This is a genomic window from Streptomyces nitrosporeus (genome assembly GCF_008704555.1).
Taxonomy (GTDB): domain Bacteria; phylum Actinomycetota; class Actinomycetes; order Streptomycetales; family Streptomycetaceae; genus Streptomyces; species Streptomyces nitrosporeus.
Genome location: NZ_CP023702.1, coordinates 1,980,414 through 2,004,559, shown reverse-complemented (window position 1 = coordinate 2,004,559; position 24,146 = coordinate 1,980,414). Strand labels below are relative to the sequence as shown.

The following is a 24,146-nucleotide window of genomic DNA, read 5'->3' as shown; positions in this document are numbered from 1 at the left end:
TTCGGGTCAAGATCGTCTTTGAAAATGGCCGCGCAAAAAACAGGGCGACAAGGGCGTTTGGGTCGCCCCTTCTTCTGCTGAAGTTCTGTCCCACTCCTCCCCGCCGGCGGCTGTCGGCTGGGCGCGAGCGGTGGTCACCAGGTGCGTGATGCCTGCCTGGTGACGGGGCGTGATCCGCCTTTGCGGCGGTCGCGGTACCAGCGGGTGACGACGGCCTCCATGGCGGGCTGGCGCATGTCGCGGACCCTCTGGCGAACGATGTGCTCGCCGGGGTCGACGGTGACCACCTTCGCGCCGAGGCGCTTGTAGTGCGCGCGGGCCTTGGCCTGGGGCATGGTGTGGATGAGGTAGACGTCGACCTGGTCGAGGTGGCGTTCGGCCTCGTGGATGGCTGCTTGCCGGGCCCGGTGGACTACGCGGAGTAGCACGGGGTGGTGGTCGTGGTGGTCGGCGCCGGGGCCGGCCATGGCGAGGGCCATGAGGTCGAGGTCGATGACGATGTCGGAAGCCTTGGCGTGGGCCCGGATGTAGCTGCTCTTCCCCGCGCCTGGCGGGCCGGTGACGACGATGAGCACGGGCTCACCACCTTCGCGAAGCTCGGGACTGCGGCAGGCTCGTGCGGTTGCCCCGGGCGCTGTTGCAGCGGCGGTGCGCGGCGCGCGCGTTGCCCGGGTCGAGGAGGTCCCCGCCGCGCGACAGGGGCGTCTCGTGGTCGAGGGTGAACGCCATCGGGTGCTTGCCTGCCTCGGGGCCTCGGATCTCGTAGGCGATGTTGTGGCCGCAGAGCCAGCACGGGAGACGCTGGGCCCGCAGCCAGTCGCACAGCGCCCTGTAGCGGCGCCCGTTGCGGGGGTTGCTGACCACGGGCACCTCCTGCGTGGGGTTACTCGGTCGGAAGGATCCCGTCGTTCTTCAGGATGTGGCCGAGGATGAGCGTCTCGTAGTCCTCGTCGGAGATGTCCTGGCACTCGATGGGCCGGTTGGTCTTGGTTGACGTGTCGGTGATGGCGGCTGCGCAGTCGTCGGCGGTGTACTCGTTGCTGCACGCGGTGAGTGCGAGCAGGCTGGCCGTGATGAGTGCGGCGGCGGTGGTGCGGGTGCGCATGGGTCCCCCAGAGGTGGTGGCGTGAGGGGCCATCATCGGGCAGGGGTGGGTGCGGTGTCCGGGAAACGACGAAGCCCCCGGGGCCGGGGGGCCGCTGCGGGGGCGTCTGGGCATGCGTGTGGTGCCCAAATCGTGGCGCATCGATCGCCGCAGGTCAAGCTGCCTTGACTCCGCGCTGTCCGGCGCGTGTCGGCTTGGCCGCGTATCGAGCTGATTCAACGTCGGCCAGACGGTAGATCGGGCGCTTCGGGCTGCCGCCGCAGCGGGTGAGGAGGCCCCGGCGTACCCAGTCGCGGATGGTGGCGGGGGCGACGCCGGCGGAGAGGGCGGCGAGGCGGGTGGTGAGGGTGCCGGCGGGCGGCAGCTGGTACTCCATAAGCCCAGTCTGGCACCGACTTTGGACCTAGGTTGCACCCATGAAGATCGCTCTTTTCGTCGCAGCCATAGCCGCCGCAGCAGCCACCGCGGTCGGCGGCGTCCTAGCTCTCCTCTCCCTGCGGAAGCAGGCCAGTGAAGCCGACCAGGCACCCACTTGGGGTGATGTCGAGCAGATCCGAAAGCTGGCCCTCGGCGTGGATAACAGGATGCGATGGGTCGCCTGGCTGACCCTGGTGAACGCGCTTCTCAGCTTCGTTCTGGCGTTCACGATGCTCCAGAACGACTGACAGGCAGCAGCGGGCCCCGGTCGTCGTGGTGACGGCCGGGGCCTCGGTCCGGGTAGCGCGGCAGCCAGCTCGCGATCCGGTGGGTGTGCTGGTGGGGTCAGGCTACTGCGGGGGTGTGACAGAGAGAGGCCAGTTGTCCTCGCGCGCCTTTCCGATTACGCGGGCCACGCCTTCGAACGCGGTGAGGGCGCGCGGATCGAACCGCCCGTACTGGGCTTGGATGTCCTTACCGAGCTGCTGGTAGAGGTGTGCGGCGTCGCGGAGGCGGCCGTCTGTTTCGGCCTGCTGGGCTTCATCCATGCGGTAGTCGATGGTGGTCATCACCTGTTCCCACCACTGGTCTTGGCGGCCTTTTCGGCGTCGCGTCGCTGCTGGCTCTCGGCGTTCTTCTTGGCGAGGTCGCTGATGCTGATCGACTTGGGGAGTGCCATGATGCGGGTCCTGTCTCGTGAGTGGGATGGGCCTGGGGCGGCCGGTCGCCTGGCAGTGAGTCGGCCGCCCCGGGGCGGGTCAGGCGTGCTTGGGCTTCCAGCGGCCGGCGTCGAGGTCGGCGAGCTCGTCGAGGCACTCGTCGGTGTCCTGGCGCAGGCGCTCCGCCATGCCGTGTGATCCGGCGGCCTGGAGGTCACGCTGGGCGCGGCGGCTGTTGGTGATGTCGGCCTCGATCTCGGCGCGGGTCTGTTCGGTGGGCTGGGCCTTGCGGAAGTGGCGGGCGCTGGCCATCGGTCTCTCCTGGGTGTGGTGGATGCCGGGCTGTCCGGATCCCCTCACCGCCCACGCGGGGTGGGCGGATCGGGCAGCCGTCAGGACGCGGCCACCGTCCAGCGGACGGGGTTCTCGGGGTCCTGGACGAGCCGTGCGGTGATGTCTCCACCGCTCTCCGGTCCGTCTCCAGCCCCTCTCCGGGCCTCTCCACCGCTCTCCGCACCCTGGCCCTGACCTGCGTCTCCACGGGCGGAGAGCGCGGAGTCTCCGCTTTCGGAGCCCCCCGGGGAGGGGAGGGGAGGGAGGTCGTCGCGGTGCACCCCGGACCGCCCCGCGACACCCCCTACGCGCACACTCCGGCGGGTGGGGATCCGGTGGTCCCGAAGCAGCTGCCGGAGGGCCTCGTCGGGGGCCTTCTCGGCACCCGGGAGAGAGGCCCGCATCGCGGGGTAGAGGACGCTCAGATGCACGCCCTTCTCGTCCCCGATCTGGGCCCGGACGAGAGCCACGACGGGGGGCTCTGCCGGGGCCCCCCCCTCGGCCTCGGCGGCGTCCTCGGCCGGGGCCTCATCCTCCGGCTCCGGGGGTTCCTTCGCGTGCAGCGCGGCGAGCACCCAGATCCCTGCGGCGGGGGCGAGGATCACCGGCTCGGAGCTGACGGCGAGCCACCCGCCGACCGCGAGGCCGGCCAGAACCAGGCCCCTGCCCCAGACGCCGTACTCGGCGGCGGGCCCGTCGAGGTCGTCTCGGCGGCCTCGGCGACACCAGGCGGCGAGGCCCTGGGTGCACCCCTGGCAGATCCAGAGACTCCCCCGCCCCAGGCGGCCGGTGAGCGCGGCCACAGCTTCCCGGAGTTCCCGGGCGGCGGCCTGACGCTCCGTCTCCTCCCCCGGCTCCTGGCGCTCCGCCTCGTCGGCCGGCCCCGCCTTCTTCTTGAACAGGTCGATGACGGTCACAGCGGCAGCACCCCGTTCAGTACGTCCTGCAGCCCTGCGCCGACCGCGTTGTAGGTGTCGGGCAGCCACTGCATCAGCTGCGCGAAGCCTGCGGTCGCGGTCAGGGTGTGGCCGACGAAGAGGCCGCCGATGATCTTCTTCTTGTCGGCCTTGCCCGCCGCCTTGAACGTGATGGCGCCGATGATCAGGGCGATGACGACGACGGTCGCACCGGCCGGCGTCAGGGTGCCCATGCTCCCGGCCGTGAGGGCGCCGCCGCCGGTGCCGGTGACCTTGGTGACGCCCCAGTCGCCGACCGAGCTGCCCGCGTCCACCGTGCGGACCTGGACCCATCCGAGGAGCCCTCCGACGCAGAGCGTCCAGGATCCGCCATGGATCAGACCTCCGCCGAAGGGGACCAGGGTTTTGATCTCCCGGCTGCCCTTCCACCAGGACCGCACATTCACCGCGAGGACGCCGACGGACAGAGCGGCGCCGCTCATCGTGAGGACTGCGCTCATCGGGTCACTCCTGTGAGCAGCTGGACGACGTCGTACGCGGATACGGCGCCGAGGGCGCCGATCGAGGCCACGGCCAGAAGCCAGAGCCGGGGGCCGGTCGGGCCGACCCGGGTCAGTGCCCACCCGGCGAAGGCCACGGGCGTCAGGCCGACCGCGTATCCGGCGCCGATGCTCATGCCCCGGGCCTCCGAGACGACGTAGTGCCAGACCGTGGCAGCGCTCTCCCCCACGCCGGGGATCGGGGCGACGGCCAGGACGAGGGCGGTGATGCCGCGCCAGGTGCCCAGCGGGCGGAGCCAGTGGAGGGTGAGGGCGGTCAGCCGCTCACGCCACGTCAGCTCCGGCACGGGGTCGGGCGTCAGCGTGATCTGGACGTGCACGTCGACCGGCTGGGTGGTGGCGAGCGGGCCCGGGGCCGGGCGCCGCCACCACTCCCCGCCAGGGACCGCGAAGGGCGGGAGTACGGGCGGGGGCGGCGGTGGAGGGGGAGGTGCGGCCGGGGCGGGGCCCGGGAGGGGTGCGCCGGCCGGGATGATCCGGGTTGGGGTGATGGGGTCGGGCATGGGGTGTCCTCAGTGAGGGATGGCCGCGGCGAGGGCGGCGAGGGTGAGCACGAGGGCGAGGGTGCTGAGGATGCGGGGCGTCTCGTGGGCGGCGAGCGCGGCGAGGATGGCCCCGGCGCCGAGGGTGGCGAGCGGGAAGAGCCAGCGGAGGGCAGTCATCCGTAGCCGCCCTTCATGCCGTCGGCGTTGCGGCGAGCACGGCGAACAGCGGCGGCGACGGACTGCCGATCGGCGTTCGGGCGGGCGGTGAGGATCGCGTTCACGGCGTCGGTGTTCGTCGTGGTGGTCGCGACGTGTTCGCGGGCGAGATCGGCGATGCTCGGCTGTTCGCTCGCCATGTTCGCGCTGGTGGGCGTTGGCGGAGCGGTCGGCGCGAGCAGGGGCGCGCTCGGGGTGATCGCGGGTTGTTCGGCCGGGTGCTCAGTGTTCGCGATCGGGGCGATCTCCAGCGGTCGGCGGCGGGCGAGTTCACGCCCCTTGTCCAGCCGGGTCAGCTCGATCTCGAAGTCCGTGGAGACCTCGGCGAGCTGAAGTTCCGCGTCCATCTCGCGGCGCCGCATCTCGACTCGATGCCGAGCCTCTTCGAAGGCGAGCCCGCGTTCCATCCGGGCGAGGACGGCTTGCTCGTCGTCGGTGAGGGCGGCCGGGTCGCGCATGTCGGTGAGCGCGAGGAGCCACACCACCTTCGCGCCGAGAGGGAGGAGCGGCCCGGCGACGGCCATGGGGATGCTGTCGGCGCGGATGCCGTGCCAGACGAGGAGCCCGGCGACGGCAAGGAGCGCGGCCCAGCCGACGGCAGGGACGGCCCAGCGGCGGCCGGCGACTCGGAGGCCACGGGCTTCGGCGGCGATGACGGATGCCCAGACGATGTCGGCACCGGCGGCAACAGTAAGGCCGATCTCCCCGGTGCCGAGGAGGTCGACGAGGGACCAGGTAGTCCAGGCGAGGCTGGCGGCGGAGAGAAGCACGGCGGGGATGGTGAGGGGCGAGACGCCCTTGAGGATGCGCATCAGATCCCCCGTGCGGCGTAGAGGACGCGCATCGCGTAGGCGTCGGGGGTCTCGCCGCGGTGGATGGTGGGGAGGGCCCGGGCGGCGATCTCGGTGGCCTCGATGGCGACGATGTCGGGGAGGCTGTCGGTGCAGGCTCGAACGGATCCCTTGAGCGTTGCGTTCAGCGTGTCGAGGGTGAGCGGGGCGTGGGGGTTCTGGCAGCGCAGGCACGTGGCGACCAGAGTGAGGATCCGGTTCGCGTGCGATGGCTCGGTGAGGAGGGCCCAGATACCGAGTGCGAAGGCTGCGTCGCTCATCGGGCACCGCCGCCGGCCCGGACGCGGCGGAGGGCCTCATCCATGTCCGTGTCGCTGTCCGTGGTCAGGGTGGTGGGGGTGTGGATACGATCCATGACGGCTGTCCTCCTGGTGATGTCAGGTGGGATGGCGGGCCCGGTCGGCGTTGTGAGCGCTGGCCGGGCCGTTGTGTATCAAGCGGAGAAGGGGCACGCCCTTCGTTGTGCAGAGACTCTACACAAGGGTAGGGTCTCTACACAAGCAGTAGGCGCGCCGCCCCAGACGAGGAGCGGACATGTCCAAGGACGAGGAGGTGCAGCGGGTGCTGAACGCCATCGAGGCACTCGGTGAGCAGGGGGATGCGGCCGAGCGCGCGAAGCGCCTGACGGAGCTCCTCGACGAGCTGCCGAGCAGTCAGTCCCGCGCGCGGGAACTCCGGCAACAGGCGGTCCGTGAACTGCGGGATGAAGGGATGACGCTTCGGGCGATCGGGGAACTGCTCGGCATCAGCTTCGGCCGGGTCCGGCAGATCGCGGACGGGGTGACGAATCCGCGAACACAGAAGCGGCCGGCCGCCGAGTAGCCCCGGACTCGCGCGAGCCCCCGACCGGCGTGGTCGGGGGCTTCGTCGTTCTCAGGCAGCCGCGGCGTCTTCGTCCTGCCACGCCTTGAGTTGCATCCACGTCGTGGGCGGCCAGGTCGTCTCGCACCAGTCGCATCGCGCGACGGTCTCCCCGGGGAGGAGCCGGAGCACGGCTCCACAGATCACGCCGTCTTCGTACGCGGCGGGGCAGTGGCCGATGTGCCGGCCGCGGTCGGTGTCGGGCGGGGTGACGATGCTGGAGACGTCGCGGTGGAGGTCGCGTATCTCGGCGGCGAAGGTGCCTGCCTGGGGCCAGGTGGACACGATCCACGGCATGTGGGCGGTGAGGGCGCTGACGGCCCGCTGGAGGCGCTGGGGGATGCCGCCGGGGGTCTGGGGCGGGTGCATGCGGCGGTCGCGGCGTACGGCCCGGTGCCAGTCCTCCAGCACGCCGAGGATCCCGCCGGCAGATCTCAGGTCGAGGATGTCTTCGCGTACGGGGAGCGGGGCGGGTCCGCCGGTGCTGCGGCGTCCGTGTCCGGCGGCCATGGACGGGGCCAGGTGTGTCTCCAGCGCGGCGTACAGGGCGGGGAGGTCGTACAGGTGCTGGCGGGTGTTCTGGGTGCAGGTGACGCACAGCATGCTGCCGGTGGGGTCGGGTGCGTGGCAGTGGGTGCAGAGGTCCACGGGTGCTCCTGGTGTGCGGTGGGGCGGGGTGCGGGGGCCGCCCGGGTGGTGGTCCGGGCGGCCATGAGGGTCAGGCGCAGTCGCGGGCGGCCACCTTGGCTTCCAGCTCGCGGATGCGGGCGTCGGCACACATCAGCTCGGCATGCCAGTAGTCGCGGTGCTGCTCGGCTTTCTCGGCGCGGTCGTACAGGGCGTCGAGGGCGTCGCTGGTGAGCGCGTCGAGCGGAATGCGGGGCGTGTCGGGCGTGGTCATCGTGTGGGCTCCTCGGGCGCTCGGGTGGGTACGGTGGTGGGGCGCCCGCCGGTCACGACCCGGCGGGCGCACTGCGTGGTCACAGGTCGTCGAGATCCGTGAGAACGTTCGGCGGCAGTCGGCGCGGAATCAGGTCGTCCAGGTCGGTCAGCACGTCCGGCGGAAAACGCCGCGGCACCAGGTCATCGAGGTCGGTCAGAGCGTCCGGTGGGAGGCGCGGAGGCCGGTCCTGGGGGGTCATGCGGCCACCTCCGTGGTGGCCTGGCCGGAGCGGCATGCGTAGGGGGAGCAGCCGTCTGGGTCGCCATTTTCGGCCAGCTCGGCGTCGTACATGGCGTCGAAGAAGTCGTCCTGCTTCCACTCGGAGGGGCGGACGCGGTCGATCGGTGCTTCGTCGAGGGGTCGCCGGCTGATGTGGAGGAAGCGCTGGTGTCGCAGGCCTGGCCCGGTACGGTACGCCTTGTCGAAGCGGACGGCGTCGGCCCAGGATTCGGGGTCGGTGTCACGCATCCGCCGCCACTCGGCGTTGCCGTGGAACGGGCAGCCGATGCACGCGCTCTTCGCCGTCTCGCCCCACCCGCGGCTCTTGAGGTACGCCTCGCACTGGGTGCGGGACATGCCCAGTTCCAGCAGGGGGTGCCGGGATTTGGCGTACTGGGTGTCGGCGCGGGTGGAGACGCGGCCGATCTCGTCGGTGGAGAACCCGACCCATTGCTCCGCCCATGTGCCGCGCGGGGGCTGTCCGACCCGGGTGAGGGTGCCTGTTCCGTCGCAGACGGAGCACTGGCCGGGGGTGTGGTCGTTGAGCTTGGCCCGCCACGGGGCGATGCGGGTGCCGGTGCCGGCGCAGTATCGGCATGGCGCCGGGTCGGATGTGGATGCTCCGAGAAGCAGGCGGGTCTTCCGCATGATCGGGGTGAGCTTGTACGTCTGGGTGCAGCGGCGGTTCAGCATGCCGCGGTCGCCGGTCTCGGGGTCCTGCGTGTGAGCGGGGAGGCTGCGCTGCTTGTCGGGGTTGAGGACGTCGTCCTGGATGCGGCCGGCGGAGACGCGGTAGATCGGGATATTGGCGGGCTTGGCGACCTCCGTCTCCAGGCGGTCGAGGTGGTGGTAGACGGCGGCGGGTTCCCATCCGGTGTCGGAGAAGATCGCGCCGTCCAGGCCGGGCAGGCGGCCTTCGGCGGCGAGGAGCAGGAGGGCGGTGGACTGGATTCCGGCGCCGAGGGACAGAACTCGCAGGGTGGGGCGGTCAGCGGGTGTGGGTGTCATGTGCTGCTCCTGGGGGTGGCCGGCCGGGGCCGGGTGGGTACGGTGGTGGGGCGCCCGCCGGTCACGACCCGGCGGGCACACTGCGTAGTCACGGGGTGCGGGGCCGGGCGGCGATCCGGGCCACTGCCGTGTCGAGGTGGGCGCCCGGGTCGGTGACGAGGGAGGCGAGGGCCACCGACGCGGTGACGATGACGTCGACCAGCTCGTCGGCGACGTCCGTGGTGGTGTGCGTGATGCCCTTCCGCGGGTTCTGGCCGGTCGTACCGATCCACGCCTGCGCCACCTCCCCGGCCTCCTCCGTCAGCTTCAGGAGGCGCAGGGTGATCTCCTGCTGGGAGCGGCCGTTCTGCTGGTCGAGCCAGGCGACGAGGCCGCGGATGGTGGTCCAGTGGTCGGGGGTGGTCATCAGAGGCTCCAGAGGGTCGGTTGGTGGTGGACGAGGGGCAGTTCGTCCTGCCCGGGGATGTGGTGGTCGGGGTGTGGTGTGGGGATGTGGGGTGCGGGCCGGGCACCGGCGGCGCGTGCGCAGTGGGGGCCGATGCCGCGGGCTGCCCAGCGGGTGGAGCGGAGGCGCCGGCCGCATACCCGGCAGGACACGGTCACCGGGCGGTGCCCCTGTCGTCGCTGAGGTCTGGTCGTATGGCCCATCCGTCGTCGAGGAGCCACCGTTCGATGCAGTCGAGGGCGCCGGCGGGGGTTTGCTCGTCGAGGGGGGTGACGAGTCGGTATTCGTCGAGTCCGGCGAGCATCACGGTGCGGGCGGCTGGCGGGATTGGTGTCATGCGCTCGCCTTCCTCTTCGTGGCGTCGGTGAGGGGTCCGTGGTCGGCGACGAGGGTCCGCCACCGGATCCAGTGGGTGCCGGTCGTGGTCCATCGGGTGGTGCGGCGGGTCCAGAGTCGGCCGGTGCGGTCGTGTACGGCGGTGACGCCCTCGGGGGAGAGGAAGCTACCGGGGCCGTCCGGGCGCCACGTCTGCGCGCTCACGCGGCACGCTCGGCGGCGTAGTCGACCCGGGACGGGTGCGGGCCGGCAAGGCGGTGCCGGGTCTGGCCCTTGCCGGGGCGGGTGCATGCGGTACCGACTGCGGCCCGGCAGGTTTCGACGGGGCAGGGCACTGCGAGGGCGTCAGGGCGGCCTTCGCGGAGGACCGCGAGGCGGGCGGCGCGCTGGGGCCGGTAGGCGGCGAGGGCGTCATCGACGGCGATCGGGATGTACTTCCCAATCACGGCGCGGCGGCGGTCGGCTTCGGCGGCCGCGGGCCCGGCGGTGAGCGCGTGGTGCTCGACGGGGGGTTCCTGCCCCGTAGCGACGGCCCGCCGGTGGGCGGCGAGGGCGTGCCGGTACGCCGACTCGTTGTCGGGGTCGACGGGCGGGGCGGGGTCGACGTCGCGCTGCATCCGGTCACGGACCACGGCCTGCCACCGGGTGCTGATGTCGGACGGCTTGATCGGATACGGGCTGCGGGCGTAGTGGATGCCGACGGCCTGCATGGCGAACTCGACGGGGACGTCAGCGAGGACGGTGGCCCAGAGGGCGGCGAGGCCGGCGACCTCCTTGGGGTCCTCGGGGAGGACGCGGGGGTCGGCGTACGACACCTGCTTGAGGAGCTGGGGGATCTGGTCGGGGGTCACTGCTGGCCTCCTGCGCGGAGTTGGTCGGAGAGTTGGTCGAGGAAGTCGCGGCTGGCCTGGCGGCGGGTGGCCTGCGGGCTGAGCGGGGCGGCGGGGCCGCCGACGGCTCGAAGCTGGGGCAGGCCGGGGGCCGGGTCGGGCTCGTCGTCGTAGCAGCCCTTGTTGAGCCAGGTGGCCGGGTACTTCGTGTAGGTGGGGTCCTGCTGGGCGCGCTCGCGGGCGTATTCCTGGGCGGCTTCGACGATGCGCTTGGGGTTGGCACCGCGGGCGAGGGCGGCGATCCACGCCTTCTTCGCTTCCTCGCGGGCTTTCTTTTTGGGGTAGGTCAGCCAGAACGCGCCGAAGGCTTCGAGGTGCTGCTCGGCGGGCGGCGGCGTGGGTGAGGAGTCTTTATCTACGTGAGGAGAGTGAGGGGGTGAGGAGAAGGGGGGAGCCACGGCACCTTCTGAAGGAGCCACGGCACCTTCTGAGTGAGCCCCTGCTCCCCCTTGGGGGGTGTAAGGGGGAGCCCCTGCTCCCTCATGGGGTAGCCCCTGCTCTCCCTTAGGGGTAGCCACGGCTACCCCTTTGAGGGGCGGAACGAGGAACGTCATCCGCGTCCCCGGCACCGCGTACAGGACCCGCCCGTCCTTGCCCTTGCCGATCGGGACACGGAACTCCCAGCCCGCTGCGGACAGCCGCTTCAGCGCGTTCCGTACAACGCTCGCGTCCTTCGCCGCGGTCCACCGCGCGAGCGCTTCGAGGGTGGCCCAGCTCTCGCGGGTTGTCTCGTTCGCGTCGTCGGCGATCTCCAGGGCGACCGCGCGCTGGAGCCCGGTGATGTCGGGTCCCAGTGCTTCGCGCATCTGCCGGCGGAGCTCGTAGCCCATCGGTCCTTCTTCCGTACGGGTTGCGGTGGTGCGGGTGGTGGCCCGGGGCGCGGCAGCCCCGGGCCGGGCCGGTCAGGCCGCGGTGCCGGTGTTCCGCAGGCGGCGGTCGGCGTCCGTATTGGCCTGGCGGCAGGGGGTGCACGGGTCCTCACCCCGGGCCAGGTGACCCTGGTAGCCGGGCCGTGTCCCGCAGGACGCCGGATCGGTACGCAGCCGCTGATGCGCCGCGACGACGCACCCCGCCCGATGGCACGTACCGAGGAGCGGCGCGGCAGGCCGGACACCGTGGGCAGCCACCCACGCGACTTGCTTCCCGCTGTGCACCACGCCGTCGATCCGGACGGGGCCGCCCCGCCACCCGCGGTGCCCGTCACCGAGGTCCACGGTGTGGGTGTCGAGGAGCTGCCGGACCCGGGTCTGAGCGGTCTGCGGTGCGTGCCGGGCCTGGGCGGTACGGCGGGTTCGCCGCCGGAGCTTGGTCCGCTCCGCCTCGTCGGTGGCGGCCCAGATCCCGGCCTGCGGGCCCTCGGCGAGCACCCACTGGAGGCACTGCTCCATCACCGGGCACCGGCGGCACACGGCCTTGGCTTCCTCCGCCTGGGCGAGCGCGGGGCCCGTCGTGCCGACGGGGAAAAACAGGTCGGGGTCCTCCCGGCACATGGACAGCATCCGCCACTGGTCGGCGCGCTCCAGGGTGTCCGGGGCGCCCGGGGTGTGGAGCAGGTGAACAAGGCTGACACTCACGCTGCACCTCCGAAGATGCTGGTCATCTGGGATTTGAGCTGGTCACGCATCTCCCGGTCCTCCATGTGGGCGGGGGCGACACACCCTCGGTAGCCGCACCCGGCGCGGACCGGACCGACTGGCGGCCGGGTGTGGTGCAGGGACCACGCGATCCGCTGTGCGGTCAGCGGCTTTCCCTGGCGGCGGAGGATCGGCCGGCCCTCGGTGTGGTAGCCGGTCCAGCGGAGGTGGCCACCGGGCACCGGTGCGGTGCGGGCGGCAAACGCCTCGGCGAGAGGCACCAGCGGGGACCGTCGGCCGCCGAGCTGCGGAGCGGGCAGACCGAGCGCGACCCGGGTGGCGCTGACGGTCTTGTCGCTGATGTTGAGCTGGCGGGCGATCGTGGTGTGGGGGATCCCGGCACGGAGCATGTCGGCGATGTCGGCACGGACTTTCACGGCTGGTCTCCCTTCGTGGTGCCGCAGGCGGTGCACCGGTAGCCGGTGCCGTGCGGGGTGTGGCGGGTGGTGGTGTGGGCGCAGACGGTGGTGTGGCAGGGCAGCCACCGGGTGCCGGGCACGATCGCGGACAGCGACCACACGGCGGGGTCCGGGGCCGGACGCCGGCGGCGCGGACGCGGGAGACGGATACGCATCACGCCGTGCCCCCTGATCCGGCCTGGGCGACGGCGGGCCATGCGCTGGTCTGCTCGGTGTCGTCGATGACCTCGGCCGGGTAGGCGCCGTCCTCGTCAGGCTCCGGGTCCGGGACCCGCGTGGCAGCGGCCTCGGCCTTCAGCTCCTCGGCCCGCTTCTTCAACGCGGCCACCAGCGCGTCATTGAGGTGTCCGGCTGTGTTCGCCGTCCGGTACACGTCCTGCACGTCGTCGACGGTCAGCGCGCCTTCAGCCTGCGCGAGGTAGTCCGGGCGCGGTGCCTCGATCGCAGCGGCCCCGCGGGCCCCGGTCGGGTCCAGCGCCACCGCGGTCGGCAGCGGGCCGGTCAGTGCCTGCCGTGTCGTGACCCCGCGGATCTCGACGACGACCACCGGGAAGTGCTTCGTCTTCCCCCCGGCGACCCGCGTGCGGGGTTCGATCCGCAGAGTCACCGGTACGAGCCCCTTGCCGCCGGTGCCGGACAGCACCATGTCGACGGTGCCGGCCAGCTCGTTCGCGGCATAGAACGAGTGCGTCTCGACTCGCCAGACACCGACGTCCGGCATGTCCGGGAGCACCACGCTCAGGCGTGAGGTCGGTGCGCACACCTTGTCCTTGGTGCTCAGGTCCTGGCGCAGGAGGTGCCACTCCGGGCCGTGCTCGGCCAGGCAGAGGCAGGGGTGACGGCTGATCTGCTCGATCTCGCCATCGCAGCGGCGGGCGCAGCCGCCCTTGTTCCACATCTCGTTGGCCTGCGACAGCGGGTCCCCCGGCGGGAGAATCGCATCGAGCTGCTCGGCCTTGGTGATGACGCGGAACTGGGGGGCGCCGTTGCCCTGCGGCTGCCACCGTTCGACCTCCCCGCCCCACGCCTCGGCGGCGGCGACCACGTAGTGCTCGGCGTGGCTGCTGAGGACCCACGTGGTGGAGCGCACGGGGCGGGCGCGCTTCTTCGGGTCGTCGCTCGGGATGCTGTACCCGGTGCGGAGTCGGCCCAGCTCGCGGGCCTGCTTCTGTGCGGTGCGGATACGGCTACCCATCAGGCTGCCTTTCGGGTGGTGCGCCTGCGCGTCGGGGCGGTCTGGCCCGGGGCGAGGAGAGCGGGGTACGTGGACGGTGCGTCGTGCAGCCAGCGGGCGCCTTGGAGCAGGCCACGGAACGCGGCGTGCGCGTCCCGGCCGGCAGGCATTTCGACGAGGGCGTGCGACTTGGCACGGAGGTTGAGGACACCGGTCCGCGCGATGGGCGGCATGGGGGCGTCGGTGTCGTCGGGGAGGAGGACGGTCTCCGCGTATCGGAGGGCGGCGAGCTGGAGGGTGTTCTCCGGGTAGACGCTCTTTGCCGAGCGGGTGGCGGACGTCTTGTAGTCGATGAGCCACAGCTCCATGACCCCGCCCGGGCCGGTGGGCAGCCAGATCAGGAGGTCCGCAGTGCCGGCGTAGCCGAGGCGCCGGTGGAACACGGTGCACTCGGTGGCCTCGATGTGCTCATCGAGGTCGACGTTCCACATGGTCAGCCAGAGAACGAGCTGTGCCAGGTACGGGGCGACCTCGGGATCGTCGGCCACGGGGGCGCCGAGCACGTGCTGTTCGGCGGCGGTGTGGATGCGGTCGCCGAGATCGCCAGCCCGCTCCTTCACCTCGCGGTGGACGGCCTTGATCTCCTTGGTGAGGGTGGTCCGGTCGTCGTCGAAGCGCGCGTTGACCTCGGCGAGGTTGTCGAGGATGTGCTCGGTGGTGAGCTTCACGGCCCAGGGGATGAGGGCCTTCTTGGCGACGGCGGTGTCGAGGACGTTGGTGACGGAGACGAGGGCGGGGCCCCCCGCAGGGTCGGTGTAGTACCGGCCCTGCGGGGTGTCCTGCGCGAGGCGCGGGTTAGTCACTGGGTGCCTCCCGCACGGATCTCGCGGAGGGTCTGCTCGGTGTCCTGCATCGCGGCCAACTTCCGGGCGGCGGCCCGGTCCCGCTTGGTGCCTGCTGCGTGCCGCCATGCCTGGAACTCGGCGACGGGCATGCCGTCCTCGGCGTCGTTCAGCGCGGTCGCGGCAGCGAGGGCGAGGGTGGCGTGTACCTGCGCCTCGGCGACCAGCTGCGTGGACCGGTCCTGAGGGGAGTTTTCCTCCCAGGCCATGGTGAGACGGCGCTCAGCCTCGCGGTAGTGCTCGGGTCCGGTGGCCATCAGGCGGTGCTCCTGTCCTGCTGGGGGGGCGGGGTGGCGGGCGAGGAATCGGGTGAGCGATCCGAATCCGTCCTCGGCGGCGGCCTGGTCGGCCGGGTCGAGCGGCTCCTCGTCGGGCAGGGGGTCAGCGGACATCGGTGCCTCCAAGGGCGAGCTCAAGGAGCCAGAAGGAGAGGACAGAGAGGGAGAGGACCAGCAGCCAGATCACGAGGTGCCGCCCGGGTCGACGTGGGTGAGGCTGATGCAGGAGCTGTGTCCGTCGACCCACACGACGGCCGTATGACCCCCGAGGACGGACGCCGTGCTGCGGGTGCGGGTGACGAGCCGCTCGGCCTTCGGGTCGTCCTCCGGGCGGCATCCCGGGTACGCGGTGACCGGGGTGCCCACCGGGTACTGGCTGTTCCACCGGTCGGCCGTCACGGCGGGAGCCTCAGGCGCCGCCTCGGGCGCGTCGTGCGAGTCCGTCTCAGCGGGCCACGACACCGGCAGACCCAGCGACTGCGACAGCTGACGTCGCGCCTCCGCGTGGCCCTGCCACCGGTTGTAGTCGCGCTTGTTGTTCGGGTGGCAGTTCAGGATGCTGGTGATGTACTCGGCGCGCTGGGCGCAGAACGCCAGCACCTTCTCGGACTGCGCCTCCAGCTCGGCGACCCGGCCCCGCAGCTCGCGCCGCCCCCGCTGGGCCGACGCCAGGGCCACCCGCAGCCGGTCCGCGTCCTGCTCCTCCTCGTACCGGGCCAGACACGCCCCCGTCACGGCAGAGGCCAGATCGGACACCTCCGCCCGCAGCCGCTCCACCTCGGCCAGCAGCTCGGGCACTGCGGTCTCGGCGATCTCCTGCTGCCGGTCCGGGGTCATCGGGGCGCTCATGCCGCCACCGCCGCGCGCTCCGCCACGTACCCGGCGACCTCAGCCGCCGTACCGTGCCCGAGCAAATGCACCGGCACGTCCTGCACAACGCCCTTCGTCTCCACCCACGTGGACGCCCCGAAGGTGCGCGCCTCCGCCGGGGCCTCCAGCCCCAGCCGCACCCGCCACTCCTCGAAGTGCCCGAACTGTCCGCCGTGCACGCTGATGTGCACCTCGCCCGGCACGATGCTGTCGATGTGGTACGTCACCGCCGGGAGTTCCGGGTGGGTGGCGAGCAGCTGCGTGAGCAGCCCGATCGGGGAGCTCTGCGACCGCAAGGTCTGGGGCTGGGTCTGGGATGATGTGTTCACGGTGTCCTCGATTTCTGAGTGGTTGAGGTGCCGTCGGGACGTCTGGCCGGGCAAGGGCTAGGCGTCCCTCGTGCGTAGGGGTCAGGCGGCCTCTGCCGGCCGACTGCGGTCAGCCGCACGAGCCGAGGCGAAGAGAGCCCGAAGCTGCTCGCGCTGCTCGGGACGCAGCGGCGGCGCAGCGGCCACCGCGCGGCGGACAGCGTCCACACCGGCCGGCCCCAGGCGCCGCTCGGCGGCGGCCCGGTCGAACGGCTGGACACTCACGCGATGTCCGCGTCGGGTACGGCGGCGAGGGTGACGCTCCTGCCGACCGGGGTGAAGAGGATGAGTACGTCCACGCCGATCGCCTCGGCGATGGCGTGGGCGGACGCCTCCGGCACTGACTGCTGCACCCCGGTGAGTAGGGCGCCGATCGTGCTGCGCGGGACGGTGGTCAGCGTGGCGAGTTCTCGCACGCTGACCGAGGCCCCGGTTCCGGTGCGCTTCATCAGCGTTCGGAGTAGTTCGGGATCGATCAGTTTGTACAGGGGGGCGTGAGTAGCCACATCCACCTCGTGCAGTAGGTCATTGCATTGCTTGGATGAGCAGAGCATTGCACAGCTTGGACGGAACGTCCAGCGTCTTGGCTGGCGGTACTTCCTTTGCGCCATTCCGGCCGTGCCTACTGGCGCACTCCGTGCCATTGCGTGGACAATCCGTCCAGCGCGCGGGATGACACACTGCTCGCTAGCAGGGGGGATGTGCCTCACGTATCGCTGGTCACATGGACACCCCACGGCCCATGACATGACACGGAGTGGCAGGATGAGCCTCATGGCTGTTGAAGATCGCGCGCCCCAGCCCGGCGCTCGCGCTCAGCTCGCGGACCTCGTGAGAGACCGCAAGGCGGCGCTCGACCTCAGTTACGAAAAGCTCGCGGCCCGATGCGTCGACCCCGAAACCGGGGTGCAGACGGTGAAGAGCTCCTGGCTTCACCGTCTCGCCACTGACATGCCAGTCCAGGCGCCCGACTTGCCCGCGCTGCGCGGCATGGCGGCCGGTCTTGATGTCCCGCTCGGACGCGTTCAAGATGCGGCTGGCGCCCAGTTTTTCGGGATCGACGTGGTGTGGTCGGCATCCGGTGACGCCCGCGCCCTCGTCGAGCGGGCCGACAGGATGACGCCTGAGCAGCGAGAGCAGCTGATGCGCCTGCTCGACTCTCTTGCCCCGCCGCGCTAGCGCTGGCATATGCCATGGCCTCAGTTGTACGCACTGTGATCAAGGCGTGCATCCCGTAGTCAAACGGGCAGTCGAGGTGTAACGATGTCTGCTCGCCTGGGGGGCGTGAGGGTCCGGTAACCTGCCTGTTTCCGGAGTCGATCGAACACGCGATCGAATGACGGCAGGCCGCGCCAATGGGGGTCAGATGGCTGAGACAACAACATCGGTACCGGCGTCTGCACGGATCGAGTTCAGCGACCTCGTTCCTGCGGGACGATCCATGGTCGAGGTGGAAGTCGGCGGCGAGACGGTGATCTGCGTACGCCCTGGTGAGATGAGCGACCAGCTCAGGCGGGAATGGAACAACCACTTGGCCCACGCCACCCGCTCCGGACGATGGATCTGCCCTGACACCGGCGACACGCCACCTGGCCACCCCCAGGACTGACCGCGCAGGCGCGAGACAGGCACCCGCAAGGGTGCCTTTTTCGTGGCTTCGATCTGGCCGTCGCGTGTGCGGTGCTCGGCGCCGCGGAGCGGATCGACCCGGCGTCCGTCGCCGACGTGGTGATGATCGGCGAGCTGGGACTGGACGGGCGGGTGCGCCCGGTGCGCGGAGTGCTGCCCGCGGTCCTCGCCGCGGCGGAGGCGGGGTACCGCCATGTGGTGGTCCCGGAACAGACCGCGGGGGAGGCCGCGCTGGTACCGGGCGTCTCGGTTCTCGGGGTGCGGAGCCTGCGCCAGCTCATCGCGGTGCTCGCGGACGAGCCCGTGCCGGACGAGCCGGCCGAGGACCGGGACCGCCCCGACCCCATGCGGGCCGGGCTCGTGCTGCCGGGCGCGGGCGTGGGCAGCGGGCTGGTGCAGACGGCCGGCGGCCCGCTGTCCGACCTCGCGGATGTGGCGGGCCAGCGCAGGGCGCGCACCGCGCTGGAGGTCGCCGCCGCGGGCGGCCACCACCTCCTGCTCTCCGGTCCGCCCGGAGCGGGCAAGACCATGCTCGCCGAACGGCTCACCGGGATCCTGCCGCCACTGACCCGGCAGGAGTCCCTGGAGGTGACGGCGGTCCACTCGGTGGCGGGCATCCTCCCGCCGGGCGAGCCGCTGGTCACCGGAGCCCCGTACTGCGCACCGCACCATTCGGCGACGATGCAGTCCCTGATCGGCGGCGGCAACGGACTGCCGCGCCCCGGGGCGGTGTCCCTGGCGCACCGGGGGATCCTCTTCCTCGACGAGGCCCCGGAATTCTCCGGGAGGGCGCTGGACGCCCTGCGCCAGCCGCTGGAGTCCGGCCACGTGGTGGTGGCGCGCGCGGCGGGGGTGGTGCGGCTGCCCGCCCGTTTCCTGATGGTGCTGGCCGCCAACCCCTGTCCGTGCGGCAGGCACACGCTGACCGGCGCGGGCTGCGACTGCCCGCCCTCCGCCGTCCGCCGCTACCAGGCCCGGCTCTCCGGTCCGCTGCTGGACCGGGTGGATCTGAGGGTCGAGGTCGAACCCGTGGGGAGGGCGGACCTGATGGGGGCGGGCGGCCGGGGGGAGACCTCGGCCGAGGTCGCCGCCCGGGTGCGCGGAGCCAGGGCGCGGACCGCCGAGCGGCTGGCCGGTACGCCCTGGACCACCAACAGCGAGGTCCCCGGACACGAGCTGCGGACCAGGCTGACCGCGGCCCCCGGGGCGCTGATGGCCGCCGAGCGGGACATGGAACGCGGACTGCTCACCGCGCGGGGGCTGGACCGGGTGCTGCGCGTGGCATGGACGGTGGCCGACCTGAGGGCGGCCGACCGCCCGGACGCCTCCGACATCGCGGTCGCCCTCGAACTGCGTACGGGCATTGACCGCGGGGTGCCTCTGGAAGCGGGGGCGCGGTGAACACCCCGCGGCCCGCCGACGACGCGGAACGCCTGGCGAGGGCCGCCCTGACCAGGGTCTTGGAACCCGGGGACGAGCGGGGCGGGCGCTGGATCCGCGAGATCGGGGCGGCCGGACTGATGCGGTGCCTGCGGGAGCCCGGCGGGCCCGCACGGAAGCTGGAGGGCATGAGCGCGACACGGCTGGCGGGCTACCGCCTCCGCGCCGCGGCGGCCGAACCCGCCCGGGACCTGGAGGCGGTGGACAGGGTGGGCGGGCGGTTCGTCTGCCCCGGTGACCCGGAGTGGCCCAGCCAGCTGGACGACCTGGGCGACGCCCGGCCCGTGGGGCTCTGGGTGAAAGGCGCCCCCGACCTCCGCCTCTGGGCCCTGCGCTCGGTCGCCACGGTCGGCGCCCGCGCCTGCACGCCGTACGGGGCGCACATGGCCGCGTCCCTCGCGGCGGGGCTGGCGGAGCGTGGCTGGGTGGTGGTCTCGGGGGCGGCCTTCGGCGTGGACGGGGCGGCCCACCGCGGCGCGCTCGCCGCGGGCGGGGCGACCGTGGCCGTCCTGGCCTGCGGGGTGGACGTCGCCTACCCCCGCGGGCACGCGGAACTCCTCGCCCGGATCGGGGAACAGGGACTGCTCGTCGGGGAGCTGCCGCCGGCGAGCCATCCGACGCGGAGCAGGTTCGTCCTGAGGAACCGGGTGATCGCCGCGCTCACCCGGGGCACCGTCGTGGTGGAGGCCGAGTACCGCAGCGGCTCGCTGGTCACGGCGAGGAACGCCCAGCGTCTGGGCCGGTTCACGATGGGGGTGCCGGGACCGGCGACGAGCGGGCTCTCCGCCGGGGTGCACGAACTCCTGCGCGGCGAAGGGGTACTGGTCACCGACGCATCGGAGATCATCGAACTGGTGGGGGAGATCGGTGAGCTCGCGCCGGTCCGCAGAGGGCCCGTACTGCCCCGGGACATGCTCGACGCCGTCTGCGCGCGGATTCTCGACGCCCTGCCCCGGAGGGAGGCCGTGGACGCGCGTGAAGTGGCACGGGTCGCCGGGACGTCGACAGATGAAGCACTCGGCCGACTGTACGAATTGCACTCACTGGGGTTCGTCGAACGGCAGGGCGAAGGATGGCGGTTGACGCCACCGCCCACCCGCAACGGGGATACGCGGCGAGGCGGTGCTTGACCTGAAGCATTCGGGTGAAAGGGTGATATCCGCGCTCCCGGCACGTCCTCGCCGGTGCGCCCCGGGCCTCCGGGGCCGTCGCACACGGCACGGCGGACGTCCCCGGCCTGTCCACCGGCGCGGCATATGAGGGGGATTCACCTCCCGGGACGCCCCGGCCCTGTGCACAACGCAACGCCGCAGTCACGCTACGCTCGCAAGGATTCCGCCCCAGAGACACGTCCCAGCACCACACAGCAGAACGGCTCAAGGCACCACATGCCCCAGCACACCTCCGGGTCTGACCGCGCGGCAGTTCCACCGGCTGCGCGTGGCACTGTGCGCCCAGTCGCCCCTCCGGCAGCCCCGTCCCCGCTCGACGAGTTGTGGCGTTCGTACAAGACCACGGGCGACGAGAGGCTGCGCGAGCAGCTGATCCTGCACTACTCGCCCCTGGTGAAGTACGTGGCCGGCCGGGTCAGTGTCGGGCTGCCGTCCAACGTGGAGCAGGCGGACTTCGTCTCCTCCGGGGTGTTCGGGCTGATCGACGCCATCGAGAAGTTCGACATCGAACGCGCCATCAAGTTCGAGACGTACGCGATCACCCGGATCCGCGGGGCGATGATCGACGAACTCCGGGCACTGGACTGGATCCCGCGGTCGGTGCGGCAGAAGGCGCGGAACGTCGAGCGCGCCTACGCCACCCTGGAGGCGCAGCTGAGGCGTACCCCCACCGAGTCGGAAGTGGCTGCCGAGATGGGGATCGCGCTGGAGGAACTGCACTCCGTCTTCAGTCAGTTGTCGCTCGCCAACGTGGTGGCCCTGGAGGAGCTCCTCCATGTCGGCGGAGAAGGCGGCGACCGGCTCAGCCTGATGGACACCCTGGAGGACACCGCGGCCGACGACCCGGTCGAGGTGGCCGAGGACCGGGAGCTCAGACGCCTGCTCGCCCGCGCCATCAACACGCTCCCGGAACGGGAGAAGACCGTGGTCACCCTCTACTACTACGAAGGGCTCACCCTCGCGGAGATCGGCAACGTCCTCGGGGTCACCGAGAGCAGGGTCAGCCAGATCCACACCAAGTCGGTCCTGCAGCTCCGCGCGAAACTGGCCGACGCCGGACGCTGAGAGCGGGCCGGGCCGGGCCGAGGCCGTGCGAGCCGGGGCGAAGAGGGGTACGGCCGGGGAGGGCAGGTGTGTGAGCGGGGCGGCGGCCGGTCCGGTGCACGCCACGCGACCGGCTCCGGCCGCACGATCAGGGACGCCCGCCTTCCCCGGGACACCTGCCGCCGTAGAGTGGACACGTGCCCAGGATTCGAGCGGCCTCCGTGGCCGAGCACCGGACCATGCAGCGCGGCGCCCTCCTGGACGCCGCACGCTCCTTGCTGTCCGAGGGGGGTACGGAGGCGCTGACCTTCCCCGCCCTTGCCGAGCGGACCGGACTCGCCAGGTCCTCCGTGTACGAGTACTTCCGGTCCCGTGCCGCGGTCGTCGAGGAGCTCTGCGCCGTCGACTTCCCCGTCTGGGCGGCGGAGGTCGAGAACGCGATGGCCCGCGCCGACACCCCCGAGGGGAAGATCGAGGCCTATGTGCGCCGCCAGCTCGGCCTGGTCGGGGACCGGCGGCACCGTGCGGTCGTCGCGATCTCCGCGAGCGAGCTGGACACCGGCGCCCGGGAGAAGATCCGGGCCGCGCACGGCGGGCTGATCGCCATGATCGTCGAGGCTCTGGGCGATCTGGGACACGCGGAGCCGAGGCTGGCGGCCATGCTCCTCCAGGGCTCCGTCGACGCCGCGGTGCGCCGGATCGAGCTGGGCGTGGACGAGCCGGAAGCGGTCGCCGACACGGCAGTGGCGATGGTCCTGCGCGGCGTGGCCGGCTGACGGGGACCGCCACCGGCCGGCCGGCCGCCAGGGGCTGACCGCCCTCCGGGACCCGGCTGCCCTCCGGGACCCGCCTGCCGTCCGGGACCCGGCTGCCGTCCGGTGTCTGCCCGTCCTCCGGGGGCTGCCCGCCGCCCGCCCCGGGGCCGAGGGCGGGATGCGCGCCGGAAGCGGTGCCGCGGGGCAGGGGCACCCTAGACACCGGAAGCAGCCGGGAAGGTCCCCGCCGCAGCAGCGAGGGCGGCAGCAGCGACAGCGGATCCAGATAGACGTCACCACGCAGCAGGCCCCAGTGGAGGCACCCCGGGCCGCAGTGCGACGGTCCCGGAGCCGTCGCGCCCACCACCTGCCCGGCGGCCACCCTGTCGCCCTCGGCCACGTCCGCCCGCACCGGTTCGTAGGTGAACCGCAGGGGCGGGTCGCCGGTTCCGGTGACCTCCACGGACAGCACACCGCGCCCCGCCACCCGCCCCGCGAAGAGGACCCTGCCGGCCGCCGCCGCCCGTACCGGGCTGCCCGGCGGTGCCGCGAGATCGACGCCGCGGTGCCCCGGCCCGTAGGGACCGGCGGGGGGCTCCCAGCCGCGTACGACCCGGGGCCGGCCCGCGAGCGGCCAGGACCGCTCCCCGCCCTGCCCGGCCGCCGCCGTCCGGGCCGTCCGCCGTGCCGCGGACGGCGCCTCCCGAGCCCCTTGCGCGGCGGGGACCGCCACCGTGTCCGCCGGTCCCGCGAAAGACCCCGCGGGCGCGGCGGCGGCAAGCGGACCCGGGGAGCCGGCAAGCGGGCCCGGTACGACCGCGAGCGTGACCGGGGGAGCGGTGAGCGCGACGAGCAGCAGGGCGAGCACGGCCCACCGCGCCACGGCCACGGGCGGGTGCGCGCCCCGCCGCCCAGGCGCTGCGGGGCCCGGCCCGGGGCGGGGGCCGCGTACGGTTACTTCGGGTGTCCGGCGCATGACCCGACGATGCCCCGGCGGCCGCTTCTTCGGGGATCATGGTCCGGATCTGTGGACAGCCGCCCCCTTGTGGACATCGCCGTCACCCGGCACCCGGCGGGTCCCGTACACTTCTTCTGGCGATCCGGGTCACCGGATCGACTTCGCACGCCCCGCCACCTCCCCCTCAGCGGACGGTGGCCGCGCTCCTCGGTCCCTCGTGGCACGGCGCGTCGGGGCGTCAGGCGCGAGCGCAATCCTGCGCTCGCGACAACCGAGTACCTCAAGGAGTACGGCCATGGCCGTCGTCACGATGCGGGAGCTGCTGGAGAGCGGCGTCCACTTCGGTCACCAGACCCGTCGCTGGAACCCGAAGATGAAGCGCTTCATCTTCACCGAGCGCAACGGCATCTACATCATCGACCTGCTCCAGTCGCTGTCGTACATCGACCGCGCCTACGAGTTCGTCAAGGAGACCGTCGCCCACGGCGGTTCCATCATGTTCGTCGGTACCAAGAAGCAGGCCCAGGAGGCCATCGCCGAGCAGGCGACGCGCGTCGGCATGCCGTACGTCAACCAGCGTTGGCTCGGCGGCATGCTCACCAACTTCTCCACCGTCTACAAGCGCCTTCAGCGTCTGAAGGAGCTCGAGCTCATCGACTTCGAGGACGTGGCCGCCTCCGGCCTCACCAAGAAGGAGCTCCTGGTCCTCTCCCGCGAGAAGGCCAAGCTGGAGAAGACCCTCGGTGGTATCCGCGAGATGCAGAAGGTGCCCAGCGCCGTCTGGATCGTCGACACCAAGAAGGAGCACATCGCCGTCGGTGAGGCGCGCAAGCTCCACATCCCGGTCGTCGCGATCCTCGACACCAACTGCGACCCCGACGAGGTCGACTACAAGATCCCGGGCAACGACGACGCGATCCGCTCCGTCACCCTGCTCACCCGCGTGATCGCCGACGCCGTCGCCGAGGGCCTCATCGCCCGTTCCGGTGCCGCCACCGGTGACTCGAAGCCGGGCGAGAAGGCCGCCGGCGAGCCCCTCGCCGAGTGGGAGCGCGACCTGCTCGCGGGTGACAAGAAGGACGACGCCGAGGTCCAGTCCTCGGTCGAGACCGAGAAGGACGCCGACGCGGACGCCAAGCCGGCCGCCATCGCCGACGAGCAGGCCGAGGCCCCGGCCGCGGACGCCGAGCAGGCCTGACACCCGTCAGCCACGGTTGAAGACGGCGGGGGCCGGTGCGCAGGCACCGCCCCCGCCGTT

General features: G+C 72.1%; 37 protein-coding genes and 3 pseudogenes. 8 read left to right on the top strand and 32 right to left on the bottom strand.

The window, feature by feature from the left end; translation table 11 throughout:
* Positions 1-134: 134 nt before the first annotated feature.
* The 4 genes from CP967_RS08550 to CP967_RS08535 form a co-directional block, all read right to left on the bottom strand.
* Positions 135-575 carry an ATP-binding protein gene (locus CP967_RS08550; protein ID WP_150487387.1) on the bottom strand — a complete coding sequence of 147 codons (441 nt, stop codon included), beginning with the start codon at positions 573-575 and terminating at the stop codon, positions 135-137.
* Positions 576-579: 4 nt separating this feature from the next.
* The gene (locus CP967_RS08545) at positions 580-864 is read right to left on the bottom strand and encodes an HNH endonuclease (RefSeq protein ID WP_150487386.1); all 285 of its coding nucleotides are present in this window, start codon (positions 862-864) and stop codon (positions 580-582) included.
* Positions 865-883: 19 nt separating this feature from the next.
* Complete coding sequence (locus CP967_RS08540) at positions 884-1,105, bottom strand: hypothetical protein (protein ID WP_150487385.1); 222 nt, start codon at positions 1,103-1,105, stop codon at positions 884-886.
* 154 nt (positions 1,106-1,259) lie between these two features.
* The gene (locus CP967_RS08535) at positions 1,260-1,481 is read right to left on the bottom strand and encodes a MerR family transcriptional regulator (protein WP_150487384.1); all 222 of its coding nucleotides are present in this window, start codon (positions 1,479-1,481) and stop codon (positions 1,260-1,262) included.
* Between the two features lie 40 nt (positions 1,482-1,521).
* On the opposite strand from CP967_RS08535, the gene CP967_RS08530 reads away from it, so the two are divergent.
* Entirely contained in the window at positions 1,522-1,770 is a 249-nt protein-coding gene (locus CP967_RS08530) for a hypothetical protein (protein ID WP_150487383.1), read from the top strand.
* 102 nt (positions 1,771-1,872) lie between these two features.
* On the opposite strand, the gene CP967_RS08525 is transcribed toward CP967_RS08530, so the two are convergent.
* From CP967_RS08525 to CP967_RS08490, 8 genes are all read right to left on the bottom strand, one after another.
* Positions 1,873-2,091, bottom strand: a complete 219-nt coding sequence (locus tag CP967_RS08525; RefSeq protein WP_150487382.1) for a hypothetical protein — start codon at positions 2,089-2,091, stop codon at positions 1,873-1,875.
* Positions 2,092-2,280: 189 nt separating this feature from the next.
* Complete coding sequence (locus CP967_RS08520) at positions 2,281-2,493, bottom strand: hypothetical protein (protein ID WP_150487381.1); 213 nt, start codon at positions 2,491-2,493, stop codon at positions 2,281-2,283.
* An 80-nt stretch (positions 2,494-2,573) separates the two neighbouring features.
* On the bottom strand, positions 2,574-3,431 hold the full coding sequence (locus CP967_RS08515) for a hypothetical protein (protein WP_150487380.1): 858 nt from the start codon (positions 3,429-3,431) through the stop codon (positions 2,574-2,576).
* Positions 3,428-3,931 carry a hypothetical protein gene (locus CP967_RS08510; protein ID WP_150487379.1) on the bottom strand — a complete coding sequence of 168 codons (504 nt, stop codon included), beginning with the start codon at positions 3,929-3,931 and terminating at the stop codon, positions 3,428-3,430. Before CP967_RS08510 ends, CP967_RS08515 begins: the two co-directional genes overlap by 4 nt.
* Positions 3,928-4,494, bottom strand: coding sequence for a hypothetical protein (locus CP967_RS08505; RefSeq protein ID WP_167535349.1), 567 nt, complete (start codon positions 4,492-4,494; stop codon positions 3,928-3,930). The genes CP967_RS08510 and CP967_RS08505 overlap by 4 nt, the downstream gene beginning before the upstream one ends.
* Before the next feature lie 9 nt (positions 4,495-4,503).
* A complete protein-coding gene (locus CP967_RS33920; RefSeq protein WP_167535348.1) occupies positions 4,504-4,653 on the bottom strand; it encodes a hypothetical protein in 150 nt (49 codons plus the stop codon).
* A complete protein-coding gene (locus CP967_RS08495; RefSeq protein WP_150487376.1) occupies positions 4,650-5,504 on the bottom strand; it encodes a hypothetical protein in 855 nt (284 codons plus the stop codon). Before CP967_RS08495 ends, CP967_RS33920 begins: the two co-directional genes overlap by 4 nt.
* Positions 5,504-5,803, bottom strand: a complete 300-nt coding sequence (locus tag CP967_RS08490; RefSeq protein WP_150487375.1) for a hypothetical protein — start codon at positions 5,801-5,803, stop codon at positions 5,504-5,506. Before CP967_RS08490 ends, CP967_RS08495 begins: the two co-directional genes overlap by 1 nt.
* Positions 5,804-6,077: 274 nt before the next feature.
* Between CP967_RS08490 and CP967_RS08485 the strand changes: the two genes are divergently transcribed.
* Positions 6,078-6,365, top strand: a complete 288-nt coding sequence (locus tag CP967_RS08485) for a sigma factor-like helix-turn-helix DNA-binding protein (protein ID WP_150487374.1) — start codon at positions 6,078-6,080, stop codon at positions 6,363-6,365.
* Between the two features lie 51 nt (positions 6,366-6,416).
* Here CP967_RS08485 and CP967_RS08480 read toward each other — a convergent pair whose 3' ends face one another.
* The 19 genes and pseudogenes from CP967_RS08480 to CP967_RS08400 form a co-directional block, all read right to left on the bottom strand.
* Positions 6,417-7,052 carry a hypothetical protein gene (locus CP967_RS08480; RefSeq protein ID WP_229888202.1) on the bottom strand — a complete coding sequence of 212 codons (636 nt, stop codon included), beginning with the start codon at positions 7,050-7,052 and terminating at the stop codon, positions 6,417-6,419.
* A 70-nt stretch (positions 7,053-7,122) separates the two neighbouring features.
* The gene (locus CP967_RS08475) at positions 7,123-7,305 is read right to left on the bottom strand and encodes a hypothetical protein (protein WP_150487373.1); all 183 of its coding nucleotides are present in this window, start codon (positions 7,303-7,305) and stop codon (positions 7,123-7,125) included.
* A gap of 79 nt (positions 7,306-7,384) precedes the next feature.
* The gene (locus CP967_RS33915; protein ID WP_167535347.1) at positions 7,385-7,546 is read right to left on the bottom strand and encodes a hypothetical protein; all 162 of its coding nucleotides are present in this window, start codon (positions 7,544-7,546) and stop codon (positions 7,385-7,387) included.
* Positions 7,543-8,574, bottom strand: coding sequence for a hypothetical protein (locus CP967_RS08470; RefSeq protein WP_150487372.1), 1,032 nt, complete (start codon positions 8,572-8,574; stop codon positions 7,543-7,545). The genes CP967_RS33915 and CP967_RS08470 overlap by 4 nt, the downstream gene beginning before the upstream one ends.
* Before the next feature lie 88 nt (positions 8,575-8,662).
* Positions 8,663-8,980 carry a MazG-like family protein gene (locus CP967_RS08465; protein ID WP_150487371.1) on the bottom strand — a complete coding sequence of 106 codons (318 nt, stop codon included), beginning with the start codon at positions 8,978-8,980 and terminating at the stop codon, positions 8,663-8,665.
* A complete protein-coding gene (locus CP967_RS35380; protein ID WP_373300320.1) occupies positions 8,980-9,222 on the bottom strand; it encodes a DUF6011 domain-containing protein in 243 nt (80 codons plus the stop codon). The genes CP967_RS08465 and CP967_RS35380 overlap by 1 nt, the downstream gene beginning before the upstream one ends.
* The gene (locus tag CP967_RS08460) at positions 9,174-9,356 is read right to left on the bottom strand and encodes a hypothetical protein (RefSeq protein ID WP_150487370.1); all 183 of its coding nucleotides are present in this window, start codon (positions 9,354-9,356) and stop codon (positions 9,174-9,176) included. Before CP967_RS08460 ends, CP967_RS35380 begins: the two co-directional genes overlap by 49 nt.
* Positions 9,353-9,559, bottom strand: a complete 207-nt coding sequence (locus tag CP967_RS08455) for a hypothetical protein (RefSeq protein ID WP_150487369.1) — start codon at positions 9,557-9,559, stop codon at positions 9,353-9,355. The genes CP967_RS08460 and CP967_RS08455 overlap by 4 nt, the downstream gene beginning before the upstream one ends.
* Positions 9,556-10,206: a zinc finger domain-containing protein gene (locus tag CP967_RS08450; RefSeq protein ID WP_150487368.1), complete on the bottom strand. Its 651-nt coding sequence runs from the start codon at positions 10,204-10,206 to the stop codon at positions 9,556-9,558. Before CP967_RS08450 ends, CP967_RS08455 begins: the two co-directional genes overlap by 4 nt.
* The gene (locus CP967_RS08445; protein ID WP_150487367.1) at positions 10,203-11,075 is read right to left on the bottom strand and encodes a hypothetical protein; all 873 of its coding nucleotides are present in this window, start codon (positions 11,073-11,075) and stop codon (positions 10,203-10,205) included. Before CP967_RS08445 ends, CP967_RS08450 begins: the two co-directional genes overlap by 4 nt.
* Before the next feature lie 447 nt (positions 11,076-11,522).
* Positions 11,523-11,744 (bottom strand): annotated as a pseudogene (locus CP967_RS34540) (WhiB family transcriptional regulator); the annotation flags it as partial.
* Between the two features lie 71 nt (positions 11,745-11,815).
* A complete protein-coding gene (locus CP967_RS08435; RefSeq protein WP_150487366.1) occupies positions 11,816-12,256 on the bottom strand; it encodes a hypothetical protein in 441 nt (146 codons plus the stop codon).
* Positions 12,253-12,453: a hypothetical protein gene (locus CP967_RS08430; RefSeq protein ID WP_150487365.1), complete on the bottom strand. Its 201-nt coding sequence runs from the start codon at positions 12,451-12,453 to the stop codon at positions 12,253-12,255. The genes CP967_RS08435 and CP967_RS08430 overlap by 4 nt, the downstream gene beginning before the upstream one ends.
* A complete protein-coding gene (locus tag CP967_RS08425) occupies positions 12,453-13,493 on the bottom strand; it encodes a recombination directionality factor (protein ID WP_150487364.1) in 1,041 nt (346 codons plus the stop codon). The genes CP967_RS08430 and CP967_RS08425 overlap by 1 nt, the downstream gene beginning before the upstream one ends.
* Entirely contained in the window at positions 13,493-14,335 is an 843-nt protein-coding gene (locus CP967_RS08420; RefSeq protein WP_150487363.1) for a hypothetical protein, read from the bottom strand. Before CP967_RS08420 ends, CP967_RS08425 begins: the two co-directional genes overlap by 1 nt.
* Positions 14,332-14,766, bottom strand: a complete 435-nt coding sequence (locus tag CP967_RS08415) for a hypothetical protein (protein ID WP_150487362.1) — start codon at positions 14,764-14,766, stop codon at positions 14,332-14,334. The genes CP967_RS08420 and CP967_RS08415 overlap by 4 nt, the downstream gene beginning before the upstream one ends.
* Before the next feature lie 69 nt (positions 14,767-14,835).
* A complete protein-coding gene (locus CP967_RS34280) occupies positions 14,836-15,501 on the bottom strand; it encodes a hypothetical protein (RefSeq protein ID WP_208838864.1) in 666 nt (221 codons plus the stop codon).
* Entirely contained in the window at positions 15,498-15,851 is a 354-nt protein-coding gene (locus CP967_RS08405) for a hypothetical protein (protein WP_150487361.1), read from the bottom strand. Before CP967_RS08405 ends, CP967_RS34280 begins: the two co-directional genes overlap by 4 nt.
* 260 nt (positions 15,852-16,111) lie before the next feature.
* Positions 16,112-16,339, bottom strand: coding sequence for a helix-turn-helix domain-containing protein (locus tag CP967_RS08400; RefSeq protein ID WP_150487360.1), 228 nt, complete (start codon positions 16,337-16,339; stop codon positions 16,112-16,114).
* 325 nt (positions 16,340-16,664) lie between these two features.
* Here CP967_RS08400 and CP967_RS08395 point away from each other — a divergent pair, with 325 nt between their 5' ends.
* The 5 genes and pseudogenes from CP967_RS08395 to CP967_RS08375 all read left to right on the top strand — a co-directional run bounded on the left by CP967_RS08395 (position 16,665) and on the right by CP967_RS08375 (position 21,951).
* Positions 16,665-17,069, top strand: coding sequence for an XRE family transcriptional regulator (locus CP967_RS08395; RefSeq protein WP_150487359.1), 405 nt, complete (start codon positions 16,665-16,667; stop codon positions 17,067-17,069).
* 405 nt (positions 17,070-17,474) lie between these two features.
* Positions 17,475-18,920, top strand: a pseudogene (locus CP967_RS08390) (YifB family Mg chelatase-like AAA ATPase); the annotation flags it as partial.
* The gene (gene dprA, locus CP967_RS08385) at positions 18,917-20,089 is read left to right on the top strand and encodes a DNA-processing protein DprA (RefSeq protein WP_150487358.1); all 1,173 of its coding nucleotides are present in this window, start codon (positions 18,917-18,919) and stop codon (positions 20,087-20,089) included. The pseudogene CP967_RS08390 and the gene dprA, both read left to right, overlap by 4 nt.
* Before the next feature lie 258 nt (positions 20,090-20,347).
* Positions 20,348-21,196 carry an RNA polymerase sigma factor WhiG gene (whiG, locus tag CP967_RS08380; RefSeq protein WP_150487357.1) on the top strand — a complete coding sequence of 283 codons (849 nt, stop codon included), beginning with the start codon at positions 20,348-20,350 and terminating at the stop codon, positions 21,194-21,196.
* Positions 21,197-21,396: 200 nt separating this feature from the next.
* The gene (locus CP967_RS08375; protein ID WP_150491757.1) at positions 21,397-21,951 is read left to right on the top strand and encodes a TetR/AcrR family transcriptional regulator; all 555 of its coding nucleotides are present in this window, start codon (positions 21,397-21,399) and stop codon (positions 21,949-21,951) included.
* 316 nt (positions 21,952-22,267) lie between these two features.
* Here the strand turns inward: CP967_RS08375 and CP967_RS08370 are convergent.
* Positions 22,268-22,906: pseudogene (locus CP967_RS08370) on the bottom strand (murein hydrolase activator EnvC family protein); the annotation flags it as partial.
* A 277-nt stretch (positions 22,907-23,183) separates the two neighbouring features.
* Here CP967_RS08370 and rpsB point away from each other — a divergent pair.
* Positions 23,184-24,086 carry a 30S ribosomal protein S2 gene (gene rpsB / locus CP967_RS08365; RefSeq protein ID WP_150487356.1) on the top strand — a complete coding sequence of 301 codons (903 nt, stop codon included), beginning with the start codon at positions 23,184-23,186 and terminating at the stop codon, positions 24,084-24,086.
* Positions 24,087-24,146: the final 60 nt, after the last annotated feature.

Bases quoted from the DNA above. Each gene is read 5' to 3' on its own strand.
- CP967_RS08540 (WP_150487385.1), bottom strand. From the start codon at position 1,105: ATGCGCACCCGCACCACCGCCGCCGCACTCATCACGGCCAGCCTGCTC.
- CP967_RS08535 (WP_150487384.1), bottom strand. From the start codon at position 1,481: ATGGAGTACCAGCTGCCGCCCGCCGGCACCCTCACCACCCGCCTCGCC.
- CP967_RS08530 (WP_150487383.1), top strand. From the start codon at position 1,522: ATGAAGATCGCTCTTTTCGTCGCAGCCATAGCCGCCGCAGCAGCCACC.
- CP967_RS08525 (WP_150487382.1), bottom strand. From the start codon at position 2,091: ATGACCACCATCGACTACCGCATGGATGAAGCCCAGCAGGCCGAAACA.
- CP967_RS08520 (WP_150487381.1), bottom strand. From the start codon at position 2,493: ATGGCCAGCGCCCGCCACTTCCGCAAGGCCCAGCCCACCGAACAGACC.
- CP967_RS08510 (WP_150487379.1), bottom strand. From the start codon at position 3,931: ATGAGCGCAGTCCTCACGATGAGCGGCGCCGCTCTGTCCGTCGGCGTC.
- CP967_RS08505 (WP_167535349.1), bottom strand. From the start codon at position 4,494: ATGCCCGACCCCATCACCCCAACCCGGATCATCCCGGCCGGCGCACCC.
- CP967_RS33920 (WP_167535348.1), bottom strand. From the start codon at position 4,653: ATGACTGCCCTCCGCTGGCTCTTCCCGCTCGCCACCCTCGGCGCCGGG.
- CP967_RS08495 (WP_150487376.1), bottom strand. From the start codon at position 5,504: ATGCGCATCCTCAAGGGCGTCTCGCCCCTCACCATCCCCGCCGTGCTT.
- CP967_RS08490 (WP_150487375.1), bottom strand. From the start codon at position 5,803: ATGAGCGACGCAGCCTTCGCACTCGGTATCTGGGCCCTCCTCACCGAG.
- CP967_RS08485 (WP_150487374.1), top strand. From the start codon at position 6,078: ATGTCCAAGGACGAGGAGGTGCAGCGGGTGCTGAACGCCATCGAGGCA.
- CP967_RS08475 (WP_150487373.1), bottom strand. From the start codon at position 7,305: ATGACCACGCCCGACACGCCCCGCATTCCGCTCGACGCGCTCACCAGC.
- CP967_RS33915 (WP_167535347.1), bottom strand. From the start codon at position 7,546: ATGACCCCCCAGGACCGGCCTCCGCGCCTCCCACCGGACGCTCTGACC.
- CP967_RS08470 (WP_150487372.1), bottom strand. From the start codon at position 8,574: ATGACACCCACACCCGCTGACCGCCCCACCCTGCGAGTTCTGTCCCTC.
- CP967_RS08465 (WP_150487371.1), bottom strand. From the start codon at position 8,980: ATGACCACCCCCGACCACTGGACCACCATCCGCGGCCTCGTCGCCTGG.
- CP967_RS35380 (WP_373300320.1), bottom strand. From the start codon at position 9,222: ATGGGCCATACGACCAGACCTCAGCGACGACAGGGGCACCGCCCGGTG.
- CP967_RS08460 (WP_150487370.1), bottom strand. From the start codon at position 9,356: ATGACACCAATCCCGCCAGCCGCCCGCACCGTGATGCTCGCCGGACTC.
- CP967_RS08445 (WP_150487367.1), bottom strand. From the start codon at position 11,075: ATGGGCTACGAGCTCCGCCGGCAGATGCGCGAAGCACTGGGACCCGAC.
- CP967_RS08430 (WP_150487365.1), bottom strand. From the start codon at position 12,453: ATGCGTATCCGTCTCCCGCGTCCGCGCCGCCGGCGTCCGGCCCCGGAC.
- CP967_RS08425 (WP_150487364.1), bottom strand. From the start codon at position 13,493: ATGGGTAGCCGTATCCGCACCGCACAGAAGCAGGCCCGCGAGCTGGGC.
- CP967_RS08415 (WP_150487362.1), bottom strand. From the start codon at position 14,766: ATGTCCGCTGACCCCCTGCCCGACGAGGAGCCGCTCGACCCGGCCGAC.
- CP967_RS34280 (WP_208838864.1), bottom strand. From the start codon at position 15,501: ATGAGCGCCCCGATGACCCCGGACCGGCAGCAGGAGATCGCCGAGACC.
- CP967_RS08400 (WP_150487360.1), bottom strand. From the start codon at position 16,339: ATGAAGCGCACCGGAACCGGGGCCTCGGTCAGCGTGCGAGAACTCGCC.
- CP967_RS08395 (WP_150487359.1), top strand. From the start codon at position 16,665: ATGGCTGTTGAAGATCGCGCGCCCCAGCCCGGCGCTCGCGCTCAGCTC.
- whiG (WP_150487357.1), top strand. From the start codon at position 20,348: ATGCCCCAGCACACCTCCGGGTCTGACCGCGCGGCAGTTCCACCGGCT.
- rpsB (WP_150487356.1), top strand. From the start codon at position 23,184: ATGGCCGTCGTCACGATGCGGGAGCTGCTGGAGAGCGGCGTCCACTTC.